The sequence below is a fragment of the Arthrobacter sp. TmtSoilC48 genome (genome assembly GCF_059739425.1).
Genome location: NZ_AP046049.1, coordinates 1,186,076 through 1,211,542, shown reverse-complemented (window position 1 = coordinate 1,211,542; position 25,467 = coordinate 1,186,076). Strand labels below are relative to the sequence as shown.

Annotated in this window: 26 protein-coding genes; 13 read left to right on the top strand and 13 right to left on the bottom strand. The window is 62.5% G+C overall.

The annotated features are described in order from the left end of the window. The first annotated feature begins 4 nt into the window (after window positions 1-4). Both AC6I97_RS05810 and AC6I97_RS05805 read left to right on the top strand, forming a co-directional pair. The gene (locus tag AC6I97_RS05810; RefSeq protein ID WP_497944349.1) at window positions 5-1,090 is read left to right on the top strand and encodes a C2 family cysteine protease; all 1,086 of its coding nucleotides are present in this window, start codon (window positions 5-7) and stop codon (window positions 1,088-1,090) included. Beyond that, entirely contained in the window at window positions 1,087-1,365 is a 279-nt protein-coding gene (locus tag AC6I97_RS05805; RefSeq protein ID WP_497944348.1) for a hypothetical protein, read from the top strand. The genes AC6I97_RS05810 and AC6I97_RS05805 overlap by 4 nt, the downstream gene beginning before the upstream one ends. 86 nt (window positions 1,366-1,451) lie before the next feature. Here AC6I97_RS05805 and AC6I97_RS05800 read toward each other — a convergent pair whose 3' ends face one another. Continuing rightward, window positions 1,452-2,546 (bottom strand): pyridoxal-phosphate-dependent aminotransferase family protein, encoded by a 1,095-nt coding sequence (locus AC6I97_RS05800; protein WP_497944347.1) that lies wholly within the window; start codon window positions 2,544-2,546, stop codon window positions 1,452-1,454. Between the two features lie 133 nt (window positions 2,547-2,679). Here AC6I97_RS05800 and AC6I97_RS05795 point away from each other — a divergent pair, with 133 nt between their 5' ends. The 6 genes from AC6I97_RS05795 to purM all read left to right on the top strand — a co-directional run bounded on the left by AC6I97_RS05795 (window position 2,680) and on the right by purM (window position 7,852). After that, window positions 2,680-3,510 carry a phosphatase PAP2 family protein gene (locus tag AC6I97_RS05795; protein WP_309928480.1) on the top strand — a complete coding sequence of 277 codons (831 nt, stop codon included), beginning with the start codon at window positions 2,680-2,682 and terminating at the stop codon, window positions 3,508-3,510. Between the two features lie 155 nt (window positions 3,511-3,665). After that, window positions 3,666-4,175 carry a 2-oxo-4-hydroxy-4-carboxy-5-ureidoimidazoline decarboxylase gene (gene uraD / locus AC6I97_RS05790; protein WP_224089081.1) on the top strand — a complete coding sequence of 170 codons (510 nt, stop codon included), beginning with the start codon at window positions 3,666-3,668 and terminating at the stop codon, window positions 4,173-4,175. Beyond that, window positions 4,172-4,513, top strand: a complete 342-nt coding sequence (uraH, locus tag AC6I97_RS05785; protein ID WP_224089084.1) for a hydroxyisourate hydrolase — start codon at window positions 4,172-4,174, stop codon at window positions 4,511-4,513. Before uraD ends, uraH begins: the two co-directional genes overlap by 4 nt. 80 nt (window positions 4,514-4,593) lie before the next feature. Next, window positions 4,594-4,938 carry a hypothetical protein gene (locus AC6I97_RS05780; protein ID WP_224089086.1) on the top strand — a complete coding sequence of 115 codons (345 nt, stop codon included), beginning with the start codon at window positions 4,594-4,596 and terminating at the stop codon, window positions 4,936-4,938. A 134-nt stretch (window positions 4,939-5,072) separates the two neighbouring features. Further along, the gene (gene purF, locus AC6I97_RS05775) at window positions 5,073-6,698 is read left to right on the top strand and encodes an amidophosphoribosyltransferase (RefSeq protein ID WP_224089088.1); all 1,626 of its coding nucleotides are present in this window, start codon (window positions 5,073-5,075) and stop codon (window positions 6,696-6,698) included. Continuing rightward, window positions 6,695-7,852, top strand: a complete 1,158-nt coding sequence (gene purM / locus AC6I97_RS05770; protein WP_497944346.1) for a phosphoribosylformylglycinamidine cyclo-ligase — start codon at window positions 6,695-6,697, stop codon at window positions 7,850-7,852. The genes purF and purM overlap by 4 nt, the downstream gene beginning before the upstream one ends. Window positions 7,853-7,981: 129 nt before the next feature. Here the strand turns inward: purM and AC6I97_RS05765 are convergent, their stop codons facing one another. The 5 genes from AC6I97_RS05765 to AC6I97_RS05745 all read right to left on the bottom strand — a co-directional run bounded on the left by AC6I97_RS05765 (window position 7,982) and on the right by AC6I97_RS05745 (window position 13,146). Then, window positions 7,982-8,752 (bottom strand): VOC family protein, encoded by a 771-nt coding sequence (locus AC6I97_RS05765; RefSeq protein WP_224089091.1) that lies wholly within the window; start codon window positions 8,750-8,752, stop codon window positions 7,982-7,984. Further along, entirely contained in the window at window positions 8,749-9,531 is a 783-nt protein-coding gene (locus AC6I97_RS05760) for a VOC family protein (protein ID WP_497944345.1), read from the bottom strand. The genes AC6I97_RS05765 and AC6I97_RS05760 overlap by 4 nt, the downstream gene beginning before the upstream one ends. 105 nt (window positions 9,532-9,636) lie before the next feature. After that, the gene (locus AC6I97_RS05755; RefSeq protein ID WP_497944344.1) at window positions 9,637-10,908 is read right to left on the bottom strand and encodes an MFS transporter; all 1,272 of its coding nucleotides are present in this window, start codon (window positions 10,906-10,908) and stop codon (window positions 9,637-9,639) included. 74 nt (window positions 10,909-10,982) lie between these two features. Further along, window positions 10,983-12,635, bottom strand: a complete 1,653-nt coding sequence (locus tag AC6I97_RS05750; protein WP_497944343.1) for an amidohydrolase — start codon at window positions 12,633-12,635, stop codon at window positions 10,983-10,985. A gap of 286 nt (window positions 12,636-12,921) precedes the next feature. Then, window positions 12,922-13,146, bottom strand: coding sequence for a DUF3073 domain-containing protein (locus AC6I97_RS05745; protein WP_024818182.1), 225 nt, complete (start codon window positions 13,144-13,146; stop codon window positions 12,922-12,924). Window positions 13,147-13,389: 243 nt separating this feature from the next. On the opposite strand from AC6I97_RS05745, the gene AC6I97_RS05740 reads away from it, so the two are divergent. Further along, on the top strand, window positions 13,390-14,313 hold the full coding sequence (locus AC6I97_RS05740; protein WP_497944342.1) for a septum formation family protein: 924 nt from the start codon (window positions 13,390-13,392) through the stop codon (window positions 14,311-14,313). A gap of 8 nt (window positions 14,314-14,321) precedes the next feature. Here the strand turns inward: AC6I97_RS05740 and clpB are convergent, their stop codons facing one another. Then, entirely contained in the window at window positions 14,322-16,979 is a 2,658-nt protein-coding gene (gene clpB, locus AC6I97_RS05735) for an ATP-dependent chaperone ClpB (protein ID WP_497944341.1), read from the bottom strand. A 175-nt stretch (window positions 16,980-17,154) separates the two neighbouring features. Between clpB and AC6I97_RS05730 the strand changes: the two genes are divergently transcribed. Next, window positions 17,155-17,772: an MSMEG_1061 family FMN-dependent PPOX-type flavoprotein gene (locus AC6I97_RS05730; protein ID WP_497944340.1), complete on the top strand. Its 618-nt coding sequence runs from the start codon at window positions 17,155-17,157 to the stop codon at window positions 17,770-17,772. 3 nt (window positions 17,773-17,775) lie between these two features. Here the strand turns inward: AC6I97_RS05730 and AC6I97_RS05725 are convergent, their stop codons facing one another. From AC6I97_RS05725 to AC6I97_RS05710, 4 genes are read right to left on the bottom strand one after another with little or no spacing between them, the layout of a single operon-like run. Further along, window positions 17,776-18,855 carry a sulfate/molybdate ABC transporter ATP-binding protein gene (locus tag AC6I97_RS05725; protein ID WP_497944339.1) on the bottom strand — a complete coding sequence of 360 codons (1,080 nt, stop codon included), beginning with the start codon at window positions 18,853-18,855 and terminating at the stop codon, window positions 17,776-17,778. Further along, the gene (locus AC6I97_RS05720; protein ID WP_497944338.1) at window positions 18,852-19,670 is read right to left on the bottom strand and encodes an ABC transporter permease; all 819 of its coding nucleotides are present in this window, start codon (window positions 19,668-19,670) and stop codon (window positions 18,852-18,854) included. The genes AC6I97_RS05725 and AC6I97_RS05720 overlap by 4 nt, the downstream gene beginning before the upstream one ends. Window positions 19,671-19,689: 19 nt before the next feature. After that, window positions 19,690-20,475 (bottom strand): molybdate ABC transporter substrate-binding protein, encoded by a 786-nt coding sequence (gene modA / locus AC6I97_RS05715; RefSeq protein ID WP_497944337.1) that lies wholly within the window; start codon window positions 20,473-20,475, stop codon window positions 19,690-19,692. Continuing rightward, window positions 20,472-20,882, bottom strand: coding sequence for a TOBE domain-containing protein (locus tag AC6I97_RS05710; protein WP_224089103.1), 411 nt, complete (start codon window positions 20,880-20,882; stop codon window positions 20,472-20,474). Before AC6I97_RS05710 ends, modA begins: the two co-directional genes overlap by 4 nt. A 203-nt stretch (window positions 20,883-21,085) precedes the next feature. Between AC6I97_RS05710 and AC6I97_RS05705 the strand changes: the two genes are divergently transcribed. From AC6I97_RS05705 to AC6I97_RS05695, 3 genes are all read left to right on the top strand, one after another. Beyond that, the gene (locus AC6I97_RS05705) at window positions 21,086-22,420 is read left to right on the top strand and encodes an FAD-binding oxidoreductase (RefSeq protein ID WP_497944336.1); all 1,335 of its coding nucleotides are present in this window, start codon (window positions 21,086-21,088) and stop codon (window positions 22,418-22,420) included. Between the two features lie 131 nt (window positions 22,421-22,551). After that, window positions 22,552-23,421, top strand: coding sequence for a DUF4031 domain-containing protein (locus AC6I97_RS05700; protein ID WP_497944335.1), 870 nt, complete (start codon window positions 22,552-22,554; stop codon window positions 23,419-23,421). Then, the gene (locus AC6I97_RS05695) at window positions 23,418-24,182 is read left to right on the top strand and encodes a 2-phosphosulfolactate phosphatase (protein ID WP_224165452.1); all 765 of its coding nucleotides are present in this window, start codon (window positions 23,418-23,420) and stop codon (window positions 24,180-24,182) included. Before AC6I97_RS05700 ends, AC6I97_RS05695 begins: the two co-directional genes overlap by 4 nt. A 71-nt stretch (window positions 24,183-24,253) precedes the next feature. Here AC6I97_RS05695 and AC6I97_RS05690 read toward each other — a convergent pair whose 3' ends face one another. Together AC6I97_RS05690 and AC6I97_RS05685 are read right to left on the bottom strand one after the other, a co-directional pair. Continuing rightward, complete coding sequence (locus AC6I97_RS05690) at window positions 24,254-24,655, bottom strand: YccF domain-containing protein (protein WP_216926600.1); 402 nt, start codon at window positions 24,653-24,655, stop codon at window positions 24,254-24,256. Between the two features lie 69 nt (window positions 24,656-24,724). After that, window positions 24,725-25,174, bottom strand: coding sequence for an SRPBCC family protein (locus AC6I97_RS05685; protein ID WP_497944334.1), 450 nt, complete (start codon window positions 25,172-25,174; stop codon window positions 24,725-24,727). Between the last annotated feature and the right edge of the window lie 293 nt (window positions 25,175-25,467).

Below are 25,467 nucleotides of genomic sequence, written 5' to 3'. Positions count from 1 at the left end.
ACAGATGCCGGGATTCTACGGTGCTGACGTTGATCAACTTCGGGCGCTCGCCAAGACAATGTCCCGGCATTCGGACAAAATGAGCACGCTTTCGCTGGAATTGGGCCAGCTCATATCCAGCGCGCCGTGGGAGGGCCGCGACGCAGTGATGTTCCGGGCGGCTTGGGAGTCGGAGCACCGCCCCATGCTGAAGCTGATTTCCGGCGAGTTGCAAAGCCAGGCCAACGAACTGAGCCGCAATGCAGACGAGCAGGACAAGACCAGTTCGGAAGGCAGCCGTAGCGGTGACGCAGGCAAACAGGATTCAAATCCTCCCGGCGATCCGGGGCCGTTGGATCCTGATACCTCGGATGTGGATGTTCCAGGCGACGTCCGTAAAGATCCCGATGCGGGCGATCCGAGCGATATCCACCAAGGGCAAATCGGCGACTGCTGGCTCTTGGCGGGCATAGGCTCTGTGGCACAGACGTTGGAGCGCGAAGGCAAACTCGACGAGTTCCTTGCCTCCCACATGCGTCCCGTGGGAGACCCTCCAACGCATTGGGTTGTGACTCTGTACGAAGACGGCGAACCCGTCGAAGTGACGGTGGAGGCCAAGTCCACTGAAGGTGGAGTTCGGGGCGCCGACGGCCAGCCGAACTGGCTTTCCATTTATGAACGTGCTGCGGCCGAGCACCGTGGCGGTTCATACGATGACATTGATGGCGGGTTCAGCAACGATGCAATGGAGCTCATGACGGGACAGTCCGCGGATAAGGACGGCGAACTGGACCTCGACGAGATCGACGACAAACTAGCTGACGGTCAGGCGGTCTCGGTTGGCACCCAAGACGTCAAGGACGACGACTTTGACTGGTTCTGGGAGCCGGACGAGGTCAGCCGCACGGATGTCGTCCCCAACCACGCCTACATAGTGGTGGACGTAAAGACCAACGACGACGGCGAGAAAGTTGTGGTTCTGGCCAACCCGTGGGGCCCGGCCGGAGGCAAGCTGGACGGCGAGCAGAAGGCCGGCACCCTGGAACTGACCGAGGATGAGTACAAGGAAAACTTTGACTCCGTGTACTCCGTGGGCGTGAAGGAAGGATGACCGTGGAACAGCTGGTTACAGTCAAGCAAGGCATGCAGCCCACTTTTGACGGCGTCAGGGTGGGGGTTGTGAAGATCGGAATTGCCGACGGTGCTCCCGCCATCCAGTTCTGGATCCGCACCGCCGAACAGGAACGAAAGCAAGCCTTCCGCGCAGGTCAGTCGGTCGCCCTTCCGGGGGCTGGCCTCCTGACGATCGCTTCGATCCAGCCCGCCGATGGCACCACCCCGGCTTCCGCGACTCTGGCGTACGACGCCGGTCACGTCACCGAGTGATCGCGGGCGCCGGCATGATGTGAGAGAACATCCGGCGAAACCGGTCAGGATGTGAGCGAACATCGGAAGTACGGATGCTCGCTCACTTACGCCTTGTCGATGGCCTCTTTGAGTGCGCCCAGCACCAACGTCACCGAGGCGCTGTTTGCGTTGGGCCCCATCATCCCGATGCGCCAGACAGTATCCGCGAACTCGCCCACGCCCGAACCGATCTCCATACTGAAGTTCTCGAGGAGGTAAGCGCGGACGGCGGCCGAGCTGACGCCGTCGGGCACCTTCACGGTGGTGAGGCTCGGCAGCCGTGCGCCTTCAGCGGCAAACAGCTCAAGTCCCATCTCCTGCAGTCCGCTCTGCAGTGCAGCGCCGGCAGCGCGGTGGCGGGCTTGTACGACGTCGAGCCCCTCGGCGAGGATGCGGTCGAGGGCGGCTTCGAGGCCGGCGATCATGGTGACCGGCGCCGTGTGATGGTAGGTGCGGGCTCCGCTGGCTGCGCCGACGTAGCCGCCGAGCAGGCCGATATCCAGGTACCACGAGCGCGGATCCTTGATGCGCCGCTCAAAGGCCCGGTCCGAGACCGTGAACGGCGAAAGCCCTGGTGGCACGCCCAGGCACTTTTGAGTCCCGGCATATCCGACGTCGATCCCCCAGTCGTCTGCCCGAAGTTCCAGTCCGCCGATGGACGTCACGGCGTCGGTGATCAACAGGGCGTCGCCCTTGCCTGCGCCCAGCGCAGCGATGTCGGAGAGAACGCCGACGGAAGTCTCGGCATGAACGGCGGCGATCACCTTGGGATGAGGGTGCGCCGCGAGCACGCGGTCAGCATCAACGGGCTGGCCCCACTCGTGGTCAACACGGACGACAGTAGCCCCGCAACGCCTGGCGACCTCGCACATGCGCGCTCCGAAGAGCCCGTTGACAGCGATCACCGCCACGTCGCCGTCGGAGACCGTGTTCACGAATGCTGCCTCCATGCCGCCTGAACCTGTGGCACTCAGCGGGAGCGTGCGCGCATTCGAAGTACCCCAGACGGCCCGCAGCCCCTCGCACGTCCGGTCCAGGCGTTCGATGAAGGCGGGATCCAAATGCCCGAGCACCGGGTAGGCCAGCGCGGCCATGGCCTCGGGGTAGCAGTTGCTCGGGCCGGGACCGAACAGGAACCTGGACGTCAGTATGTCTGGCATGTGCGAACTCCTTCAGCTGGTTCTCGTCATTCTGCCCCAGCGTGCGGTGCGGGGCGAGCCACACCGGCTGCCCCAAGCCCAAACTGCTAAGGTTACTCACCACTACGGAGGCCGCCGCGGTGAGGGGACAAGGGTGACGACTGAAGGAAAAGAGCAACCGGAGCAGGGCGTCCGCGGCGAGGTCAGCCAGGACCGGTTCGTCGCAGGGCAGGACCTAACACGGTGGAAATCCCCGGTAGGCCGCGTCCTGGCGGGAGCTGCACAGCGGATCACCACACTGCTGGGCCCTTATGCAGCGCTGATCATCACGTTGGCCGTAGGACTTGTCATTGCCGTGTCCCTCGCAGTGGCTTTTGGTGAGGTTTACGAGTCGGTCACTGAAGCCGACGGGGTTGCGGGCCTTGACCACCCGGTCCTTGACGCCGCCAGGTCCGTTCGCTCCCCCGCACTGGATCTCGCCGTCACTGCCTACACGAATGTTGGCGGCACGGTTGGCATGCCCATTATCGCGGTGGGGATCATGATCGCCTTGGCCACGAAGCGCCGCTCCTGGACTCCTGTCATCCTGATGCTGACGGCGGGCTTGGGCTCACTTCTCATGACTGTTTTGGGCAAGCCTTTGTTTGGCCGCACCCGCCCTGACCTCGCGGACGCGATTCCGCCGTACGAGCACTCGCCGTCGTTTCCCAGCGGCCACTCCCTGAATTCAATCGTGATCGCAGGAATCGTGGCTTATTTGATCATTCTTCGCCTCAAAACGGCAAAGGCCAGAATCATCACGGTGGTGGTGGCGTCGGCGTTTGCCGCAACCATGGGCTTGAGTCGTGTCTACCTCGGGCACCACTGGCTCACTGATGTCCTGGCCGCCTGGATTCTCGGGATAGCCTGGCTTGCTTTGGTCATTACGGCGCACCGCCTCTACCTGACTGTGAGAACGCGGCGCTCCGGCGCGGTACTCTCTTGACACCAGCCTAAGTGCTCGGCTTAACTATTTACGTATGCTGAAATAACAGTTCCATGATGCGGAATCAGTAGAAGCAAGCTTCCTCCTGCCGGAAAGCAGGAGTTCCGCATAGCCCACACCATGGATGCCAGCATTTGCACGAGGATGACACAAGCATGGAGCTTGCAGTATTCAACAGTGTTGACCGGGACGAGGCCATCAGGACCCTGACCCCTTGCCTGGATATCAGCCGCTGGGTTGAGGACGTCGCGGACGCCCGACCCTTCACGAGCGTCGACGAACTGCTGGGGCAGGCCCGCCAAGCTGCCGAGCCGTTCACACCGGAAGAGGTGGAGTCCGCACTGGCCCACCACCCCCGGATCGGCGAGCGGCCCAAGGCCCAAACCACCGAAGCGGCCATGTCCCGTTCGGAACAGTCCGGAGTGGACCCCAGCGACGACGGCACGGCCGCTGCCCTCGCCGAGGGAAACCGCGCCTACGAAGAGAAGTTCGGCAGGGTCTTCCTGATCCGCGCGGCAGGACGCAGCGCCCAGGAGATCCTCGGCTCCCTTCAGGAGCGGCTCAACCACACCCCCGAAGAAGAAGACGTAATCGTGGCTGGCCAGCTGCGGGAGATCGCCTTGCTGCGACTCGCAGGCGTGATCAGCGAAGGAGAAAATTCATGACCGTTTCGCAAGTAACCACGCACATCCTGGACACCGGTTCCGGACGCCCGGCGGCGGGGGTCGCCGTCGTACTTTACGTCCGCGAAGGCGATAGCTGGACCCTGGTCGCAAAGGGCGAGACCGACGCCGACGGCCGCATCAAGGATCTCGGTCCGGAGCGGATTCCCGGCGGCGCCTACCGTCTGAACTTCGCCACTGGCGATTACTACGAGGGCCTTGGCACGGAAACGTTCTTCCCGGAAGTGGACCTGAACTTCACGGTTTCGGACGCCGGTGAGCACTATCACGTGCCGCTGCTGCTGAGCCCGTTCGCGTTTTCGACGTACCGCGGCAGCTGACTTGTGTACAGATAATGCCCCTACGGAGCAATCCGAGGGGCATTATCTGTACACAAACAGGGAACGGTAGGCTGGAAGGCATGGCTTCTGAGGACACCAACGCCCCATCCGGAAATGGCACTGCCCGCCGCGAAATTACTGTTCGCCGGGCACCCAGGTTCGTTCCGTTCATGATTCTGGGTGCCATTGTGGGTGCAATCGCCGCCGCCTTCATCGCGTACGGCCGGCCTGCGGACCCCGCCTTCGACGCCAGCACCGTCTTCGGTTTCTTCCTGGTGGCCTGCGTTTCCGGCGGCGTCATCCTGTTCTCGATCCTCGCCCTGGTTCTGGACCGGATCAGCGTCAAGCGGACCAAGCGGGCGGTAGTGGAGGCCGTTCCGGATTCGGTTCCGGATGAGGGTCCAGAGCACGACGGCGGCCGCTAGGCAGCCAGCCCAGCGCACCTCTTTCCGGGGTGCCACTGTGAGACACGCCGCATTTTGGCCGAATCGGGCCTGTTCATGGGGTCACAAAGCCGGAGCGGGAACTTACCACGGCCACAACATGAGACAATCGACCAGTGGCACGTGGCGACGGAAAACTTTCTCATGATCTTCTCCCCGGCGAAAAAGGCCCTCAGGACGCTTGTGGCGTCTTTGGGGTCTGGGCTCCCGGTGAAGAAGTAGCAAAACTCACCTATTACGGGCTGTATGCGCTGCAGCACCGCGGACAAGAGTCGGCTGGTATTGCTACCAGTGACGGCAAGCGCATCAATGTCTATAAAGACATGGGCCTTGTGTCCCAGGTCTTCGATGAGACGACCCTGAACACCCTCACCGGACACCTGGCCGTTGGCCACTGCCGGTACTCCACCACTGGTGCAAGCCACTGGGCCAATGCGCAGCCCACCTTGGGCGCAACCGCGACCGGTACGGTTGCCCTGGCCCACAACGGCAACCTGACCAACACTGCTGAGCTCCGGGAAATGATCCTCGAGCGCAACGATGGCCAGTTGACCGGTGAAATGAAGCAGGGCAACACCTCTGACACTGCCCTCGTGACGGCCCTCCTTGAGGGTGAAGAGGGCAAGACCCTGGAGCAGACCGCACTGGAGCTGCTGCCCAAGATCAAGGGTGGCTTCTGCTTCGTCTTCATGGACGAAGGAACCCTCTACGCTGCCCGCGATACGTACGGCATCCGCCCGCTGTGTCTGGGACGGCTGGACCGCGGTTGGGTTGTCGCTTCCGAGCAGGCCGGCCTGGCTACCGTTGGTGCGAGCTTCATCCGTGAGATCGAGCCCGGCGAGTTCATTGCCATCGACGAGGACGGCGTCCGCTCCCAGCGCTTCGCCGAGGCAACGCCCGCCGGCTGTGTCTTCGAGTACGTCTACCTCGCCCGTCCGGACGCGGCCATCGCAGGCCGCTCCGTGTACGAAGCCCGTGTTGAGATGGGCCGCCAGCTGGCCCGGGAAAACACCCACGAGGCCGACATCGTCATTCCGGTGCCCGAATCCGGTACCCCGGCAGCAGTCGGTTACGCCGAGCAGTCGGGCATCCCTTTCGCGCACGGCTTCGTCAAGAACGCCTACGTTGGCCGCACGTTCATCCAGCCGTCGCAGACCCTGCGCCAGCTCGGCATCCGCCTCAAGCTCAACGCCCTTGAATCCGTGATCCGCGGCAAGCGTGTTGTTGTGGTGGATGACTCGATCGTCCGCGGCAACACGCAGCGGGCCATTGTGCGGATGCTCCGCGAAGCAGGTGCCGCGGCTGTCCACGTGAAGATTTCTTCTCCGCCGGTCCAGTGGCCCTGCTTCTACGGCATCGACTTCGCTTCCCGAGCGGAGCTGATTGCCAACGGCGCCACGATCGAGGAAATCTCCCAGGCAATCGGCGCCGACTCGCTGGCCTACATCTCCGAAGACGGCATGATCGGTGCAACCCAGCAGCCGCGCGAACGCCTCTGCACCGCGTGCTTCACTGGCCAGTACCCGATTGAGCTGCCGCATGCTGACAAGCTGGGCAAGAACCTGCTGGAGCGCACGGACCTCGGCGGATTGCCACCTGTTGCTGAGTCCCCCGCCGACTCCGAGGATCCGGCCGAAAAGCCCGGAGCTACGGGCTGCGATCCGGGCCCGGATGCTGAATTCGAGAACCTGCTGACCGACGCTGATCGTTTGACCGACGCCGACAAGAAAGAGTCTGTATGACCTCCGCAACCCCCGCCGCTGGAAGCACCCCGAATTCAACGGGCATCACCTACGCCTCCGCGGGTGTCGACGTCGAAGCGGGAGACCGCGCAGTCGAGCTCATGAAGGACGCCGTGAAGGCGACCCACAACACCTCGGTGATTGGCGGCGTCGGCGGCTTCGCAGGCCTGTACGACGTCTCGAAGCTGCTCACCTACAAGAAGCCGTTGCTGGCCACGTCCACTGACGGCGTGGGGACCAAGGTTGCTATTGCGCAGGCCATGGACATCCACGACACCATCGGTTTCGACCTCGTGGGCATGGTTGTGGACGACATCGTGGTGGTCGGCGCTGAGCCCCTCTACATGACCGACTACATTGCCTGCGGCAAGGTTGTCCCGGAGCGTATCGCAGACATCGTCCGCGGTATCGCAGCTGCTTGCTCTGTTGCCGGCACCGCCCTGGTTGGCGGCGAGACCGCTGAGCACCCGGGCCTGCTGGGTGAGCACGAATACGACGTCGCCGGTGCCGCTACCGGTGTTGTCGAAGCTGACGCCTTGCTCGGCCCGGACCGCGTCCGCGCCGACGACGTCGTGATCGGCATGGCATCTTCCGGCCTCCACTCCAACGGCTACTCCTTGGTTCGCCGCGTCATCAACCACGCCGGCTGGGCCCTGGACCGCCAGGTTTCCGAACTCGGCCGCACCCTTGGCGAGGAGCTGCTGGAGCCCACCCGCGTCTACGCAGCTGACTGCCTGGACCTCGCCCGCACATTCCCCGTATCGGCCGGCGCAGCCGTCCACGGCTTCAGCCATGTCACCGGTGGTGGCCTCGCTGCCAACCTGGCGCGTGTCCTCCCGCAGGGCCTGGTGGCCACGGTTGACCGCAACACCTGGGAGCTGCCCGCCATCTTCAAGCTGGTTTCCGAGCTGGGCAACGTGCCCCTCGCCGACCTTGAGCGCACGCTGAACCTCGGCGTGGGCATGGTGGCCATCGTGTCCCCGGAAGCCGCTGACGCTGCCGTGGCACGCCTCAACGAGCGCGGCCTGCCGTCCTGGATCATGGGAACCGTTACTGCGGATTCTGACTCGATCGACAAGACCGGCCCGGACTACGTCCAGGGTGCCAAAGGTGTCGACGGCGGTGCCGTACGTTTGGTGAACGCCTACGCCTAAGCGCGTTTCCTCTTAGTCACGAGCGGCCGGGCAGTTGATCTCAACTGCCCGGCCGCTCTTTGTTTTGCTGCTTGTAGGTTCCTGACCTGTATTGATCGTTCCGGAGTTTGCCCTCCGACGCCAGGATGGTCAGATCTGGATCAAGCTGAGAACGCCGCCTTGGGGATCCTGGATGGTCGCCAGAGATCCTGTTTCCGGCCTGTCTTCCGGCTCCACGAGCACCACCCCACCCGCGGCTAGCGCTGCTTCGGCGGCTTTACGAATATCCGCCACGCCGAAATAGATCTGCCAACCGGCTTCCTCGCCCTCTTCGGCAGGGACAACCCCCGCCACCTCATCGCCTTTCACTATCAGCGTGCTGTAGCTGCCGCCGTCGTCCTGGGGGTATTCGGTGACTTCATGCCCGAAAAGCTGCTGGAAAAACGCGATGGCTGCCTGCGGTTCCGGAGTCAGCAGTTCAGCCCAAGCCAAGGCGCCAGCCTCATTGAAAAGGTGGCTTCCAATGTGGGTACCCGCTTGCCAGATCCCCGTGGTTCCGCCGCCGGGCGCCTCGATGAAGGCCAGGACGCCGGTATCGGCCACCTGCTCCGGGCCGAACGCGAGCTTCCCACCAGCATGGACGGCGTCTTCCGCTATCTCCTCAGCGTCCGTTGCGGCGAGATAGATGTTCCACTGGCCATGCTTGCCTGCAGCCTCCTGCATGGGATTCTGCGGAGCGATAACCGCCACCAGGTCCTTGCCCACAAAGGCCTGAGCGTAGCTGCGGCCGTCAGGTGTAGGCAGGTCCGTGAACGTCCAGTCGAACAACTTGCCGTAGAAGGCCTTGGCTGCGGAAACGTCCGGGGTCTGCAGATCGGCCCAGCAGGGTTCACCACTTGAATAATGCGTCCGGGAAGTCATGCGGCGAGTCCTGTCATGATGCTGAATGCTGCGCCGGCAGGGTCCATGAGCACAGCCATCCGCCCGATTCCTGGAACATCGAAAGCCGGAGCGATCACGTGAGCTCCAAACTCAACAGCCTGCGCCACAGCCGCGTCCACGTCCTCGACGCCGAAGTACGTCATCCAGAAAGGCGAAAGTCCTTCAATCGGCAGCTTGAGGGCACCGGCAATCCTCTTTCCGTCCACCAGCAGGCTGGTGTACTCCTGAAGATCACCTGCGGGTGCAGTTTCGCTGCTGCATCCTGTCACGGCCTCGTAGAACTTCACGGCCTTGGGGACGTCGTCAGTCTGTAGTTCATTCCAGATCATGGTGCCCGGCTCATTGACCAAGCCGGACCCGGGATGGGTTCCAGCTTCCCAGAAGCCGATCTGCGCGCCCGTGGGATCAATGGCGAAGAACATCCGTCCGCTGCCGTTCGGCACGTCGTCAGGCTCGAACAGGATGGACCCGCCGGCGGCCACAGCCCGCTGGGCCGCGTCATCCACGGAGTCCACAGCAATGTAGTTGGCCCAATAGGACGGCATTCCCTCTGGAGCATCCGGCATTTGCTGCATCATGCCCGCGACTTTGCGGCCATGGAGAGAGGCCATGTAGTAGGTCATGCCGTTACCGGCGTCCATGGGATCCAGCTCCCAGCCAAAGAGCCCGCTGTAAAACTTCTTGGAAACCTCAACGTCGGTGGAGGACAGGTCCACCCAACATGGAGTCCCCTGCTTGTACCTCTCGACCACCGGCATGCCGTTCCCTTTCTATGAGCTGCGTCCCCCATCAACTTAGTACCGGGCTCTGACAAGGACAACGCTCCGCCGTCTTTCCGTTGCTGGCACGGCTCGCAGACCAGATTACCCGGGCAGCCGGACAGGTTGGACGGCGTCTTCAACGCTCGGGCGCGGAAGGCGTCGGGACAGCACCGCCATGACGACGACAGCCAGCACTACCGGAACACACACAGCAAGGACGATGTTCTGCGGCGATTGGCCAGCCGACAACAGGATGCCACCCAATGCGGGGCCTGCAATGGAGCCCAAGCGGCCCAACGCAGCCGCCCACGCGACGCCGGAGGTCCGCGAGGAGGCCGGATAAACGGACACCGCCACCGCCGCCTGTCCCACCATGCTGCTGGCCAACCCCATGCCAACGCCTGCGAACAGGAGCAAGAGTTGCCACTCCCCGGGTTGTCCCAAGGCAATCACCAGCAGGAACGAAATAGCTGCCAATGCGGCAACTACCAGCATCCAACTGGTCTTGAACCGTACCGAGAAGATCATGAGCAAAAGGGCTCCCAGTATTCCGCCGATACCAAGTGAGGCCGCTCCCAAGGGAGCCATTGCCAGGCTCAGGCCGAAATTGGTGAGCAGAGTTGGCAGCCACGACGAGAACGCGTAGAACGTGGCAAAGATCAGGAAAGCAAAGAGCCAGAGAAGGGTGGTTGGTAGAGCCAAACCGCGCCGGAACAGGCTCTGGACAGTTTCCTGACCGGCCTTCGAGGACGGCTTGGGCGCATCAGCCTCGGTGATTCCGAACCACATGACAGGAAGCAGGACAATGGGAAGTACCGCCCCGAGCCAGAAGATGGATTGCCAGCCAAGGTCGCTGATCAGCTTTCCGCCGCTCAGACCCGCCGCCAACGACCCCGCCGACAGGCCCATGGTCACGAAAACGGCAATCCGTTCACGCTGGCCGCCGTCCCGGCCCGCTGTCGCGAGGGAAATAGCCGACGGCAGTACCGCCCCCAATCCGACGCCTGTCAGGAAGCGGGCAATCGTCATGAACGGTATTCCTGAAGACGTCGCGGTGAGGGCGGAACCCAGGGCGAATGCCACCACGCCTGCCAGCAGCATCCCCCGGAGCCCAAACCGGAGGGACAGCCGGCCACAGATCACATAGCCCAATACCACTCCGGCGTTGGTGGCAATCAGCGGGGCCGCGAAAGCCGCGGGTGATAGCGCCCAGTTCTTCGCCAGGCCCGGCACCGCAAGGCCCAATGACGCCGTATCGAAACCGTCGAGCAGCACGGCCAGGAAGGCTAGGACTATGACCAACCGACGGGACACGCCACTGGTGGCGGCCTGCGGTGGAATAGGCTTCCCAGCGGAAGTACTGGATTCAAGCATGATATTTCCTTTCGGGCGAGGGAATTGGGCCGCCGGACGAACGTCCGGCAGCGCGTGAAAGAGTTGGTTAGGTACTAGTGGCCCAAGGATCCGTGAGTCACGGTGCCAGCCGCCATGGTCAGTTCCACGTCGATTCCGCTGATCTCTTCGGGTTCCACGGTCCTCGGGTCCGCAGAGAGAACTACGAGGTCCGCTAGCATTCCTGCTCGGATAGTGCCGGTTCTGTGTTCGTCGGCTGCACACCACGCACTGCCGCTGGTATACATCGCCAGGGCCTCTGCCGCGCTTACGGCCCATTCGAGACCCAGTACTCCTGCTGAGCGGCTCCGCCGGGTGACGGAGCTGGACATGCCAAGGAGTGGCTGGAAGGGCGCCACAGGACTATCCGATCCGCCGCCCACGGGTGCCTCAAGACGGGCAAGATACTGGGACAAGGGCGCGATATTGGAAGCCCTCTCAGGACCGAGGTACTCAGAGAATCCAGCACCCAAGGCAAAGTGCAGCGGTTCCTGCGCTGCCACCCCTACACCCATGGCATTGAGCCTGCTCCAGTGGTCGTCGTGGGGATACAACATGTGGATGAGGGTCCATCGGGCATTGGAGATGGGGCTCCACGAATGCGATGCCTCAAATGCATCAAGAGCCATGTCAATGCCAGCGTCGCCAACGCAGTGCGCACCTACAGGAAGGCCCGCACGGTTGGCTGCCAGGCAAATGGCTTCCAGCTCAGCTGCTGATTGGAAGGATTTGCCACGTGGGAAGTCGGGGTCATCCTGCCTCTCATAAGGTTCCCGATAGAAGCCGGTCTCCACACCGCCATCTACACAAACCTTCACGCCCAGCGTCCGAAGCCAGACATCCTCGAGCTCTGCTTCCACTGCACCGGAATCGAGCAGCTTCACTGCCTCAGCCGCCGTACCAGCCGGTGTCGGAAGCTTCCACATCATGGATACGCGGACCTTCTGCGGCCCTTCCCCGTAGATGGTTTTGTAGGCCTCCATTTCGTCCAACGTCAGCCCGGGATCGATGACCGAAGTGATGCCCGCCGCACTGTACCGCTTCTGAACTTCCTCCAGCGCTGCACGGTAGTGATCCATGCTGGGTTTGGGCAGCTGACTAAGTAATCCTGCTACGTATCCGCTCCCCACGATCTGGCCGGTAAGCTTCCCACCATCACGAAGATAACTCGCGCCCTCTGGAGCATGGCTGTGGTCCGCGATCCCGAAGAGCGATAAAGCAAGCGAATTCAGCACCACATTGTGTCCTCCCCTGCGAAGGACCACGGGATTCCCAGGGGCCACGGAGTCCAGCTCGGTTCGAGTTGGCATCCTGCCTTCGGCCAGCCCGCTTTCGTGCCAGTCACTTGCGGTTACTACCCACGCTCCGGTCTCGGTGGCTTCCACCTGCCCTTGAACGGCCTTCATGAGCTCCGCGATAGTGCTGGCTTGGGCCAGGGAAGGGAGCAGCATCCCCATGCCTGTGGACAACATATGGTTGTGGGAGTCGTGGAATCCCGGACACACAAACCTGCCGCGTAGGTCCACTACCTTGGTGTGCGGTCCTGCCAGACGCAGCGCCTCCACGTCATTGCCTGCATACACAATCCACGGGCCAGCTACGGCAATGGCCGACACCAGACCGTTGGGGCTCGTTGGGTCCGCCAGAACGGTTCCATGATGAAAGATGACATCGGGCAGTTTTCCCTCAATTCGTGACGTCCGTTCCACTCGTGCCTCCTACCGGCCGCAGCCTGATGTTTCGAATTCTTTATGACCGTCATAAAGAGTCGATACCTTGATTGAGACTGTAGACCCGGGATTGGACCTGCGCAATGGTTTTGACGATTTTGGTATACCAAATTTTCAAACGCAAAAAGGCCCGCAGGGTACGCCAATGACTGGCGTGGCCTACGGGCCTCTTTCAGAGATATTCGGCATCCGGAGATGCGCGACGACCTTAATGTACGACGGCGGTACGCAAGTCAGTGCCACAGGCACCGATTATTTGCGACAGCTATCCGATACGGCGGGTGTCTACCTCGTCGTCATCGTCTTCCGCGTACTTGTCCTCATATGCCGAGTAGTCCGGCTCCGGGGGATCTTCGGGGAAGTGGCTTTTCACACGACTGGATGGGCCCGTGAGCTCACGCTCAAGTGCCGAATAGTCAGTGTTCGGGGAGTAGTACTTGATGTCCCGAGCCTGCTTGGTAGCTTTTGCCTTTTGACGGCCGCGCCCCATGGCGTGACCCCCTTTTGTACTTGGACCGGAGGTGGTCACCTTGGCTATCGGTGAGGCCCCGGAATGTTTGGTCAATTTGTCGTATGTCTAGATTACATGCTTTCAGGGGTGCCTGCGTGCCACCCTGGACCTGCGTCGGGTACAACTGCAGCCCAAACCGCTCCCCACCACCTCCAATACACCCAAAAATTGGGTAGAGTCTGCCTCAATGCGGCTCCAGAGCAGGAAGGCAGACTCCGGGATATGAGCGAGGACACCACCCCACCACGTGATGATTCAACGCGCGATAAAGGCGAGGCCGGGGTGCCACCCGCGCCCAAGGTACCGCCCACGCCGCCGCAGGCCCCGGGACAGCAGCCGAAGCAACCTTCGGGAACACAGCCCGAGGCTTCAGGCCTGCAGCCGGACCCTGCGCCGGATCTGGACCCGGACTTCGTGCCTAATCCCAGCGACCAGCCCGATCCTGCGCTGCCGCCCGACTCCGGCCAGCCCGAGCACTCAGGCCAGGCAGAATATCCCGGCCAGCCACAGTACCCGGGCCAGCCAGCAGGCCCGTACCAGCCGGGCGATCCCTACCAGCCAGCGGGCCCCTACCAGTCAGCCAGCCCCTACCAACCCGGGGATCCCACGCATGATCCTACAAACGCTCCGCATGGGGACCCTGTAAAACGCCAGCGGTTTGTCATCGGCGCGATTGTGGTGGGCGTCCTGGTGCTCATCGGCGTCGTGATCTGGGTGCTGTTGAACCTGCTGGGGACGCGCCCGGAAGCTGTTGTCACTACACCGAGCCCGACCGCAAGCCTTGGCCCCCTACCGCGGGACACCGAAGCCAAGGATTTCCAGGTGGGTGACTGCTTTGCCGACTTCGATCCCAATGCCCCCAAGGCCAGGGCCGTTCCCTGTGACACGGAGCATTCAGCCCAACTGGGCGCCGTCCACATATATCCAGCAGATGATTCCTTCCCCGGCACGAATGCGCTGAAGGACAAGGGCCGCGAAGTCTGCGGCAACGTCAAGCTGAATCACGAGGTGGCCGATAAGTACGTGCTGCTTCAGCAGAACGTTTACCCGAGCACCACGAGTTGGGATCGGGGCGACCGCCGCGTTGATTGCTTCATCGTTGTGGATTCGGGCAACACCATCAAGGAAGACCTCCTCAACAGGTAGCGCCCGGCCTACTTCTTGCGAACCAGTAGTCCAGTGCCCACCGTCGGGCCGCCGTCCGGACCTGTCAGCGCCTCGAATCCCTCAATGGTGAGTTCGTCGAGGTCGGCCGCGGTATCCACCAGGACAGTATCGCCGTCGCTGATCTCGCCGGCCAGGATCTCCTTTGCCAGGCGGTCTCCGATTTCGCGCTGGACGAGGCGTCGCAGGGGTCGCGCACCGTACGCGGAGTCATAGCCTGACATCGCGAGCCAGGCACGGGCTGCATCGGTCACTTCGAGGGTCAAGCGGCGGTCCCGCAGTCGCTTGGTGAGTTCGGCAACGTGGAGCTCCACGATCCGGGCAAGCTCCTCCACTGACAGTGGATCGAACAGAACGATCTCGTCCAGACGATTCAGGAACTCCGGCTTGAACGAGGCCTGTACCACCGCCATGACGGCATCGCGCTTGGCTTTGGCATCCAGGGACGGGTCCACCAGGAACTGGCTTCCAGAGTTGGACGTCAGCACCAGGATCGTATTGCGGAAGTCCACCGTCCGTCCTTGACCGTCTGTGAGCCGGCCATCATCAAGAACCTGCAGCAGGATGTCGAACACCTCTGGATGGGCCTTTTCCACCTCGTCGAGCAGCACAACAGAGTATGGGCGACGACGAACGGCTTCCGTTAGCTGTCCGCCTTCTTCGTAGCCAACGTATCCCGGAGGGGCACCGACCAGGCGCGCTACAGAGTGCTTCTCTCCATACTCGGACATATCGATCCGGATCATGGCGCGCTCATCGTCAAAGAGGAAGTCGGCCAAGGCCTTTGCCAGCTCGGTCTTGCCAACGCCGGTTGGGCCGAGGAACAGGAACGAGCCCGTGGGGCGGTTGGGATCGCTAATGCCGGCCCGCGCACGGCGGACGGCGTCCGAAACTGCCTGCACAGCCTTGGTTTGGCCGATCAGGCGCTTGCCGAGTTCCTCCTCCATGTGCAGCAGCTTTTGGGATTCACCCTGCAGCATGCGCCCAGCCGGAATGCCGGTCCAGGCGGAGATGACCTCGGCGATGTCGTCTGCAGTCACTTCCTCTGCGACCATGAGCTCGGGCTTTGCATCGCCCCGGGCAGACTCCTCCTCTGCAGCCGCATTGAGCTCACGTTCAAGGGCAGGAAGCTCGCCATAAAGTATCCGCGACGCTGACTCAAGGTCGCCTTCGCGCTGGTACTTTTCGGCGGCAGATCGCAGCTCGTCGATCTTCGCCTTAAGGTCACCCACCCTGTTGAGTCCGGCCTTCTCAGCTTCCCACCGGGCGTTGAGGGCCCTGAGTGCTTCCTTCTTGTCCGCCATATCGGCGCGGAGTGCCGCCAGGCGCTCGACCGATGCAGGATCAGTCTCACCCTGAAGCGCCAGTTCTTCCATGGTCAGGCGGTCGACGGAACGGCGGAGCTGGTCGATCTCCTCCGGCGCAGAGTCAATCTCCATCCGAAGCCGTGACGCGGCCTCATCCACAAGGTCGATCGCTTTATCCGGAAGCTGACGGCCCGAGATGTAACGGTTGGAGAGGGTTGCTGCTGCGACCAAGGCGGAGTCGGCGATTGCCACCTTGTGGTGGGCCTCGTACCGCTCCTTGAGGCCGCGAAGAATGCCAATGGTGTCCTCGACGCTCGGCTCGCCCACGTAGACCTGCTGGAAGCGGCGTTCCAAGGCAGGGTCCTTCTCGATGTTTTCGCGATACTCATCCAAGGTGGTGGCACCAATGAGGCGCAGCTCGCCGCGGGCCAGCATCGGCTTGAGCATGTTGCCCGCGTCCATGGCACTCTCACCCGTGGCACCGGCTCCAACAACGGTATGGATTTCATCGATGAACGTGACGATCTGGCCGTTGGAGTTCTTGATCTCCTCCAGAACCGCCTTGAGCCGCTCCTCGAACTCACCGCGGTACTTGGCGCCTGCCACCATGGAGGCCATGTCCAAGGCAATGAGGGTCTTGCCACGGAGGCTCTCCGGAACATCGCCGGCAACCATCCGCTGGGCCAGGCCTTCAACGACGGCAGTTTTACCCACGCCAGGCTCACCAATGAGGACAGGATTGTTCTTGGTGCGGCGGCTCAGGACCTGAACCACTCGACGGATCTCGCTGTCGCGCCCGATAACGGGATCCAGCTTCCCTGAACGGGCGATGGCAGTGAGGTCCGTGCCGAACTTCTCCAAGGCCTGGAACGTATTTTCGGGATCCGGCGAGTTGACCTTTCGATCGCCCCGGACACCCGGCAGGGCGGCAAGCAGCGCTTCGTGGGAGGCCCCGGCGTCGCGCATTAATTTGCCCACGGCGTCACTGCCGGCCGAAAGCCCCAACAGCAGGTGCTCCGTAGAGACAAAGGAGTCGCCGAGTTTGTCGGCCTCGTTCTGGGCAGCCTGAATGGCCTGCATCGACTGCCGGGACAGCTGGGCTTGCTGGACCGAGCTGCCCGAAGAGGACGGCAGCGACTTGATGGCCGAACTGGCCTGAACGCTCACGGCGTCCGGATCAGCACCCGTGGCGCGCAGGAGAGCGACAGCGACGCCCTCGCGCTGGTCCATGAGGGCCTTGAGTAGATGCGCCGGCTCCAACTGCGGGTTGCCCGCAGTGGAGGCATTCATGGCGGCCGCAGAAAGGGCCTCCTGGCTTTTGGTGGTGAATTTGACGTCCAAAGAGAGCTCCCTTTCTGGAGTGTGACCAATACTTTCAAAGTTGAGTCTACTACGCTCAACTTTGCTTTTTGATCCACTGTGTTCCATGTTTGCCCACGGCGAAACAGGTGTCCAGACCTAACGACGGCTATGTGAATAACAGGAGGCCGGAAGCCATCACCCGTAGGCTGAGGCCATGGAATCAATCTCCACTGTGGAACAACTGGAACAATTGATCGGCCTACCCCTGGACCGGGTGCGCCGAAAAGTGCGCACCTCACTGAGCGATTTCGACCGGCAGTGGCTGGCCGCCAGTCCCTTCTGCGTCATCTCGACGGCGGATGCCCAAGGCCGGGTGGACGCGTCACCAAAGGGCGACCCTGCCGGATTCATCGAGGTCCTGGATGACTCCACGATTGCAATCCCGGAACGCCCCGGAAACAAGCTCGCCTTCGGCTTTCGCAACATACTGGAAAACCCGAACGTCGGGATTCTGTCCGTGGTTCCGGGACGCACTGACACGCTGCGAATCAACGGAACGGCATGCATCGTCAGCGACGCCGACTTCTTCGGGAAGATGACGGTCAAAGGCCACCGGCCGCGCGCCGCAGTCGTGGTCTCCGTAGAGGAAGTATTCACACACTGCGGCAAGGCGTTCATGCGCAGCGGCTTGTGGGAACCGGCAACCTGGGACTCGGAGGGCTTGCCGAGCATCGCGATGCTCTCCAAAACCTATGTTCAGCCCGACGCTCCGCTGCAGGACCTTGAAACCTACTACGGGTCCGCTTACGCTGAGCGTCTTTACCGGGAGTAGGCCTCAGGCAGGATAGATCGAAACCAGCGCTGACTTCACGACGAACCGCACGTCCAGGCCCGGTGCCAGTCCGAGATCGGCAGAGGCCGCAGGAGTGATATCGGCGGATAAGGTGCTGCGCTCCCCCCAGCCCGGTCCGGCCGCCCTGACACGGATCTGGTCCCCATGGGGCTCAAGGTCCGTGATGGTGACGGGAAACGAGTTGCGGGGACTACCGTGCACATCGCCCAGGAAGACGGAGACGGCCGACGGCGGGAACGCCGCGACGCCTGCTTGGCCGGGCGTGGGTGACCACACGGGATCGTGCTGTCCGGCGAAAAACCGGCCATCCGGCGTCGTGATTCCCTGTTCTGTGATGATTCCGCTGACGAGGTTGAGCCCCGCAAGTCCGGCGGCGAAGTGGCTGCGGGGGCGTTCCAGGACTTGCCGGGTTGGGCCTTCCTCCACAATCCGCCCATTTTCAACGACAATGACGCGGTCTGCGAGCATGTAAGCATCCAGGACATCGTGCGTGACGATGATGGCCTGCCGCCCCGAAAGGACCCGCTTGAGCACCCTGCGCAGCAACGGAGCTGCGTGAATGTCCAGGGCTGCCATGGGTTCGTCGAGCAACAGGAGTGCTGGATCGGCCGCGAGTGCGCGCGCCACGGCCACGCGCTGGGCCTGCCCGCCGGACAGCTGGGCGGGCTTCCGTGACGCGAGCGGCAGTGCGTCGACTTCGGCCAGCCAATGGCGGGCCGTTTCGCGCGCCACAGCCTTCGACGCACCAGTGCTGCGCGGGCCGAAAGCCACATTGTCCAGGGCATTAAGGTGCGGAAACAACAGGGCTTTCTGGGCCAACAGCGCCGTGCCGCGAAGGTGCGGCGCCCTCCAGAGCCGAGCGCCGCCGTCGAGCTCGAACAACTGCGAGTAACCGATCCGGGCAGTGCCGGAATCCGGCCGCAGCAGCCCGGCAATCACACCAAGCAACGTCGACTTGCCCGCACCATTTGGCCCCAGAACCGCCACGGTTTCCGAAGGACCAAGGCTCAGGGACATGTCGAAATCCCTGGCATCAAGGCGTGCCCGCAGCTCAAAACTCACGGCTGAACCTCCACCCGGGCGCCAGCATTGCGACGACCATAGCTGAGTCCTACAACCGCCATGGCGACTGCCACGAGGACGAGCGACAATGCGACAGCGGAATCGGCGTCGGTCTCGCGTTGCAGGTAAATTTCCAGCGGAAGGGTTCGGGTTACGCCTTCCAAACTGCCGGCGAACGTGAGCGTGGCGCCAAACTCGCCCAGGCTCCGGGCGAACGACAACACCGCTCCGGAAGCCAATCCCGGCAAGACGAGCGGCACGGTCACGCGGCGCAGGACGGTTGTGGGACGCGCGCCCAACGTTGCGGCGACCAACTCGTAACGGTTCCCCGCTGATCGCAGCGCCCCTTCGAGGCTGACCACCAGAAACGGCAAAGCCACGAAGGTTTGGGCGAGGACGACGGCGGTGGTGGAGAAGGCGATCTGGATACCGGCCACTTCGAGCGACTTCCCCAGCAGGCCTTGGCGGCCGAACGTGTACAAGAGGGCAATACCTCCGACGACGGGCGGCAGCACCAGCGGCAACAGGACGAACGCCCTGAGCAACCGTTGGCCCGGGAAGGGGCTGCGCGCAAGAACCAACGCCAGCGGAATGCCCAGGACGATGCACAACGCCGTGCTCGCCGCTGACGTGCGGAGGCTCAGCCAGAGCGCAGTGACTGAGGATTCCGACGTGATCAGTGGAATGAACTGCGGCCAGTTGACCTTGGCCACCATCGCCACCAGCGGCAGCAGGACAAAAAGTGCCCCAGCTGCTGCGATGACGTAAATCCATGGTGGAACGCCGGTATAGCCGGTGCCACTGCGACGGTTCATGAAGTCCTTACCGGGATCCTTACGGGGTGCCGAATCCGGCGTCGTTCAGCACCTTCTTGCCCTCGCTGCTGGTGACCATGCCGATGAATGCCGTGGCGAGTTCCTTGTTCCTGCTCGCGCCCACTGTAGCAATCGGGTAGGTGTTCACGGCTTTGTCCGACTCCGGGAAAGGGATGCCCTTGACCTTGTCGCCTGCGTTTCTGATGTCTGTGACGTAGACAAGGCCGGCGTCGGCCTCCTGCGAGGTGACCTTGCCGAGCACGTCGGTTACCGACGACTCCTCGCTGACCGGTTTCAGCGTGGTTCCGGTCGCCGTCTCAATGGTTTCGGCGGCAGACCCACACGGAACCTGCGGCGCGCAGACCACTACTTTTACACCCGGTTTGCCGAGGTCGGCAAAGGAAGCGATCGACGCCGGGTTGCTGGGCGGGACGGCGATCTCCAGGACGTTGGTGGCAAAGTTGGTTGCAGTGCCGTCGACCAATTTTGCATCAGAAAGCCTGGTCATGTTCTTGGTGTCGGCGGATGCGAAGACGTCAGCCGGTGCACCCTGGGTAATCTGCGTGACCAGGTCAGAGGAACCGGCGAAGTTCAGTGTGACTTTGGTGCCGGGGTTCTTCGCCTCAAAGTCGCTGGCCAGCTTGGTGAACGTTGCCTTCAGGGAGGCCGCAGCAAAGACGGTGATCGTGCCATTGGGCTGATTCCCGGTTGCCGCTGGGCCCGTGGTGCTGGAAGCACAGCCGGCCATGGTTGCCGCCAAGGCTACTGTGGCAAAGAGCGCGCTTGTCGTGCGTGTGCGCTTCATACGATGCTCTTTCCTTGGGGCGTTTCGATGATGACGGTGGTGGCCTTGACCACGGCAGTAGCGACTGAGCCGAGTTCGAGCCCGAGTTCACGGACGGCTTCGCTGCTCATCAGGGAAACGACGCGGAACGGTCCGCATTGAAGCTCTACCTGGGCCATGACTTTGTCCGCCGTAATACCCGTAACGAGTCCCACAAAACGATTGCGGGCCGAACTTCCAGACCGCGCAGGGTCATCAGGGAGGTGCGACTGGTCGCGTGCAAGCTTGGCGAGTTCCAGCCCATCCACAGCCAGCCTGCCCGATGCGTCCTTTTGGGCGGTCAGGGTTCCGTTCTCCGTCCAGCGCCTCACTGTGTCATCGCTGACTCCCAAAAACCGGGCTGCGTCGGAAATTCGTATTTGCGGCATGAGACGAGTCTAGATCCGTAGATGCGGATTGAGAGTCATGATTTCACCGCAAACGAAATATGACTTCGTGGTCGCCGTCGAACGCAGTGGGCGAACCGCGTGAGGCGAAGCGAAAGCCTTCCGTAAGCATTACCCATAGCCCGCCGGGGGCCGCAGCCGTACTCTGTTCTAGGGAGAGAGTCTCAGGCGCGAAGGAGCGTCCCATGGAATGGATTCGTCCGGACAACCCGGATTATGACGAAGCCCGTAAGCTCTTCAACGCGATGATCGACCGCAGACCGGCCGTCATTGCAAAGTGTTCAGATCCCGCCGAAGTGGCCGAAGCGCTCAGCTATGCGCGGACCCACAATCTGGATGTCGCCGTGCGTTCCGGCGGGCATTCAGTGGCTGGCATGTCTACGAACGACGACGGATTGGTAGTGGACGTCCGTCCCATGAAATCCATCAGCGTTGACCCCGAGGCGAAAACTGCCACGGTGGGCGCCGGAGTGACGTGGAGCGAGTTCGACCGCGCCACGCAGCAGCATGGGCTCGCAGTCACGGGTGGTCGCGCATCTACCACGGGCGTTTCCGGTTTCACCTTGGGCGGCGGCTCAGGCTGGCTGGAACGCTCCTACGGTTTTGCGTGCGACAACCTGCTCTCCGTCGACCTGGTGACTGCGTCCGGCGAACGTGTCACTGCCAACGCGGGCGAGAATTCGGAATTGTTCTGGGCGCTCCACGGCGGAGGCGGAAATTTCGGCGTGGCGACCTCGCTCACCTTCCAACTCCACGACCTCGGCCCTACGGTCATGGCCGGGCTTATGCTGTTCCCCGGCGAGGAAGCCACAGGCCTGTCCCGCGCCTTCCGGGGATTGGCACTTGAGGTTCCCGACGCCGTCGGGACAGCCCTCGTGTACCTCACCGCCCCGCCGGAAGAGTTCGTGCCGGAAGACATGGTGGGCAAACTCGCCGTCGGAATGGCCTACCTGTATGCAGGCGACCTTGAGGCCGGAGAAGAGCATGCGAAACCATTCCGCGAACTCGGGCCAACAGTAGACCTCGTCTCGCCCATGCAGTACGCCGATTTCCAGTGCATGATCGATGACCCTCCGGACCATTACAACTATTGGAGCGCCGACTATCACAACGAACTCAACGACGATGCCCTGGATCTCTTCGTAGCCTCCGCCAACCGGCTGCCAGGTGCGCACTCACAGCAGCTCATTGCACGCTGGGGAGGAGCAGTGAGCGGACCGGCGGCTGCGAACACCCCACTGCAACACCGTGGCGCCGCTTGGGTCAGCCACCCGTTTGGCTTGTCCGAGACCCGTGAGGGCGGTCAGGAAGCCAAGGCCTGGGTCAAGCAGTTCCGCCAGGAAATCGCTCCGCACACCACGGGCGGAGTGTGGCTGAATTTCATCGGTGACGAAGGCCAGGACCGGATCATGGCGGCCTATGGAGAGCAGAACTATCGGCGGCTCTCCAAGGTCAAAGCCGCGTTCGATCCTGACAACGTGTTCCGCGGCAACCAGAACATCCTGCCGGCGGAGCGCTGAGTTCCCCACGCTCCTTCCCAGTTGCTGTGAATCACACGGGCAGTGAAGCCTGTGTTTACGGGGCGGACGCTCGGCGGTAGCCGCTCCGATGACCGGTAACTGGGAAGGATCGTTTGGCTTACACTTTGCCCATGGCCGTATACGTCGATCCTCCCCTGTGGCCTGCGCACGGGACGGTGTTTTCGCACCTCGTGTCCGACAAGTCCCTTGACGAGTTGCACGCGTTCGCGGCAGCCGCCGGAGTTCCGGAGAGGGCCTTTGACGGTGACCACTACGACGTACCTGAACGGCGCTACGATGACCTCGTTGCTGCGGGGGCAATCCCTGTGGAAGCCCGGGTCCTGGTCCGCAAACTTATCGCCAGCGGCCTTCGAATTCCTGCCCGGGAACGGAGCAAGGCCTTGACAGTGCCTCTGATGGAGCGTTGGAACAGCATCTACCCTGGGCACGAAGAACTGGGCCTGGAACTGCTGGAGCGCTGGGGCGAAGACGGCCGGAAATACCACAGCCGGACGCACTTGCTGGCTGTACTTGAAGCCTTGGATACGTTGACCGAACCCGCGCTGCCCGCCAGGACAGTGTCTTTGGCAGCCTGGTTCCACGACGCCGTGTATGAAGGCGTCGCGGGCCAGGATGAGGAGGACTCGGCACGTTTGGCCGAGGACCGGCTCTCTGCTGCCGGTTTGGCGCCCGACGATGTTGCTGAGGTGGCGCGCCTTGTCCGGCTGACCGCCACGCATAGCCCCGAACCCGGTGACCACGCCGGCGCACTCCTCTGCGACGCCGACCTCTCCGTCCTTGGTGGCGACGAAGAGTCCTACGCACGGTATCTGGCCGCCGTCCGCGAAGACTACGCCCACGTCAGCGACGCCGATTTCGCCCAAGGGCGCGCCGCCGTCGTACGCCATTTGCTGTCCTTGGAACCGCTCTTCCACGGTGACCGCGCCAAAGCGCTGTGGGCCGACGCCGCCCATCGGAACCTGGTCTCCGAACTCGCATGAGCGAAGCCGGAGCGCCGCAGCGGCAACTTCCGTACTCAGTGCGGTTTGAATGGGGGCTCGACGGCGCCCGTGCAGTGGTGCCGCATGCTGACCTTGCGGTGGTTGTGGACGTCCTCTCGTTCACCACGTGCGTCAGCGTTGCGGTTGATCGTGGGGCGGCCGTTTTCCCCTACCCGATGAGGGACGCTGCTGCGAGCGAGTTTGCTGCACATCATCACGCTGCGTTGGCGGGGCCGCGCGGTGGGGAGGGGTTGAGTTTGTCGCCGGCGAGCTTGCGTCATGCGCCGCACCTGGAGCGTGTGGTCCTGCCATCGCCCAACGGCTCGACGCTCAGCCATGAGCTCGCCAACTCAGCCCGGCAAGTAGTGGCTGTGTGCCTACGCAACGCCGCCGCGACCGCCGACTGGGTCCATGCGAACCTGCCGGATGACGCCGTAATAGCTGTCATCGCCGCAGGTGAGAAGTGGACCAATGGTTCGTTGCGGCCCGCTTTGGAGGACGAGCTAGGAGCAGGAGCCTTCATCGCCGGACTAGCAGGCTCGGGGCGCCGTAATTTCTCACCGGAAGCCGGATCTGCGGCCGCGGCCTTCGACGCAGCCGAGCCCAACCTGGCTTCCGTGATGCGGGGCTGCTCAAGTGGTCGTGAACTGATCGATGGCGGCTTCATTGAGGACGTGGCAATCGCGGCCGAGTTGGATGGCAGCACGATGGTTGCCCTGCTGACGGATGGGTCTTTTCAGGGCATCCGTCCCACCGATTAGACGACTCGCTGCAGGCCAGACGGTAGGAATCGTCTGCCGCGCTGCGAGTCGTCTAAATGGAGCGGATCACCTCAGCGATAGGTACTGACGAACGGCTGGTTGGTCGGCACAATCTGCTTGCCGAGAGGCATGAGCGACACCGGGATCAGCTTCAGGTTGGCGATTGCCAGCGGTATCCCGATGATGGTGATGGCCATGGCGAAAGCAGTGACCACGTGGCCAATCGCTATCCAGATGCCCGCGACCAACAACCAAATCACGTTGCCCAAAAGCGCGAAGACACCCGTTCCGCCTGGCTTCTCCACCACCATCCGGCCAAACGGCCACAAGCAATAAGCGCCGATCCGGAACGAAGCGATGCCCCAAGGAATGGTCACAATGAGCACGCAACAGATAATGCCTGCTGCGAAATAGCCCAATGCCAACCAGAAACCACCGAAGACCAGCCAAATGATGTTGAGCAGCGTTTTCATAGTCTCAATTCTCCCTTGCCGGACCGACATTAAGCCTAGGGGTGTGCCCTGAATTGGCCCTGACTTTTGCTAGGCCAGGAGCCCGTCCAGCTTGTCGAAGGACGTTCCCCAGCCCTCGCGGGTCATGTCAACCCATTCTTCGGATTCGAACGGCCCCTGCGTCATTACCAGGCGGGTTCGTCCGCCCAGGTCTTCGAACTCCAGGCGCATCTCGAGCTCATCGCTGCTGGATTCCTCGCCCGATTTCGCTGAGGCCACGAGAAGCGCCGGCGGGTTGAGCTCCGTGATGACAGCATCGATAGGACCTTCTTTGGTTTCATCGCCCTCCGTCCAGGTCATCACCACTTGCCACACGCCGCCAACGCGCGGGTCAATGACGATCGTCTCGCGCGGAGAATCAACCCCGGCCGGCCCGAACCACTTGGTCAGCTGATCTGGGTCCATCCAGGCGTCGAAGACGCGCTCACGGGGAGCATCGAACTCGCGGGTCATGGTCAGGGTGTGTTGTTCTGTGCTCATTGTGTGACTCCTGGTTTTCGTGTGGTCCGTTGGCTTGGTTCCGTGTTCCGTGCGGGTCCGTGTGTGGTTCCGTGCGTGGTTCCGTGTGTGGTTCCGTGTGTAAAGTCCAGTGGCGTGTTCCAGTGAATCGTGTCGTCGGGAGCGAGTCCAGGGTGTGCCAGTGCTAATTCGGATGCTCTCTCACATCATCACCCGATTTGTCCAACGTTCTCTCACATCATCACCCGAATTGCCCAACGTTCTCTCACATCATGAATCGTCGGAGACGTCGTGTCAGCCGCAGGACGTGAGAG

Coding starts and splice junctions, on each gene's coding strand:
- purM (WP_497944346.1), top strand. CDS start 6,695: ATGACCTCCGCAACCCCCGCCGCTGGAAGCACCCCGAATTCAACGGGC.
- AC6I97_RS05760 (WP_497944345.1), bottom strand. CDS start 9,531: ATGCCGGTGGTCGAGAGGTACAAGCAGGGGACTCCATGTTGGGTGGAC.
- uraH (WP_224089084.1), top strand. CDS start 4,172: ATGACCGTTTCGCAAGTAACCACGCACATCCTGGACACCGGTTCCGGA.
- AC6I97_RS05720 (WP_497944338.1), bottom strand. CDS start 19,670: ATGAACCGTCGCAGTGGCACCGGCTATACCGGCGTTCCACCATGGATT.
- AC6I97_RS05800 (WP_497944347.1), bottom strand. CDS start 2,546: ATGCCAGACATACTGACGTCCAGGTTCCTGTTCGGTCCCGGCCCGAGC.
- AC6I97_RS05745 (WP_024818182.1), bottom strand. CDS start 13,146: ATGGGGCGCGGCCGTCAAAAGGCAAAAGCTACCAAGCAGGCTCGGGAC.
- AC6I97_RS05700 (WP_497944335.1), top strand. CDS start 22,552: ATGGCCGTATACGTCGATCCTCCCCTGTGGCCTGCGCACGGGACGGTG.
- AC6I97_RS05695 (WP_224165452.1), top strand. CDS start 23,418: ATGAGCGAAGCCGGAGCGCCGCAGCGGCAACTTCCGTACTCAGTGCGG.
- uraD (WP_224089081.1), top strand. CDS start 3,666: ATGGAGCTTGCAGTATTCAACAGTGTTGACCGGGACGAGGCCATCAGG.
- AC6I97_RS05805 (WP_497944348.1), top strand. CDS start 1,087: ATGACCGTGGAACAGCTGGTTACAGTCAAGCAAGGCATGCAGCCCACT.
- AC6I97_RS05780 (WP_224089086.1), top strand. CDS start 4,594: ATGGCTTCTGAGGACACCAACGCCCCATCCGGAAATGGCACTGCCCGC.
- modA (WP_497944337.1), bottom strand. CDS start 20,475: ATGAAGCGCACACGCACGACAAGCGCGCTCTTTGCCACAGTAGCCTTG.
- AC6I97_RS05810 (WP_497944349.1), top strand. CDS start 5: ATGCCGGGATTCTACGGTGCTGACGTTGATCAACTTCGGGCGCTCGCC.
- AC6I97_RS05685 (WP_497944334.1), bottom strand. CDS start 25,174: ATGAGCACAGAACAACACACCCTGACCATGACCCGCGAGTTCGATGCT.
- AC6I97_RS05755 (WP_497944344.1), bottom strand. CDS start 10,908: ATGCTTGAATCCAGTACTTCCGCTGGGAAGCCTATTCCACCGCAGGCC.
- AC6I97_RS05740 (WP_497944342.1), top strand. CDS start 13,390: ATGAGCGAGGACACCACCCCACCACGTGATGATTCAACGCGCGATAAA.
- AC6I97_RS05730 (WP_497944340.1), top strand. CDS start 17,155: ATGGAATCAATCTCCACTGTGGAACAACTGGAACAATTGATCGGCCTA.
- AC6I97_RS05705 (WP_497944336.1), top strand. CDS start 21,086: ATGGAATGGATTCGTCCGGACAACCCGGATTATGACGAAGCCCGTAAG.
- AC6I97_RS05765 (WP_224089091.1), bottom strand. CDS start 8,752: ATGACTTCCCGGACGCATTATTCAAGTGGTGAACCCTGCTGGGCCGAT.
- AC6I97_RS05710 (WP_224089103.1), bottom strand. CDS start 20,882: ATGCCGCAAATACGAATTTCCGACGCAGCCCGGTTTTTGGGAGTCAGC.
- AC6I97_RS05690 (WP_216926600.1), bottom strand. CDS start 24,655: ATGAAAACGCTGCTCAACATCATTTGGCTGGTCTTCGGTGGTTTCTGG.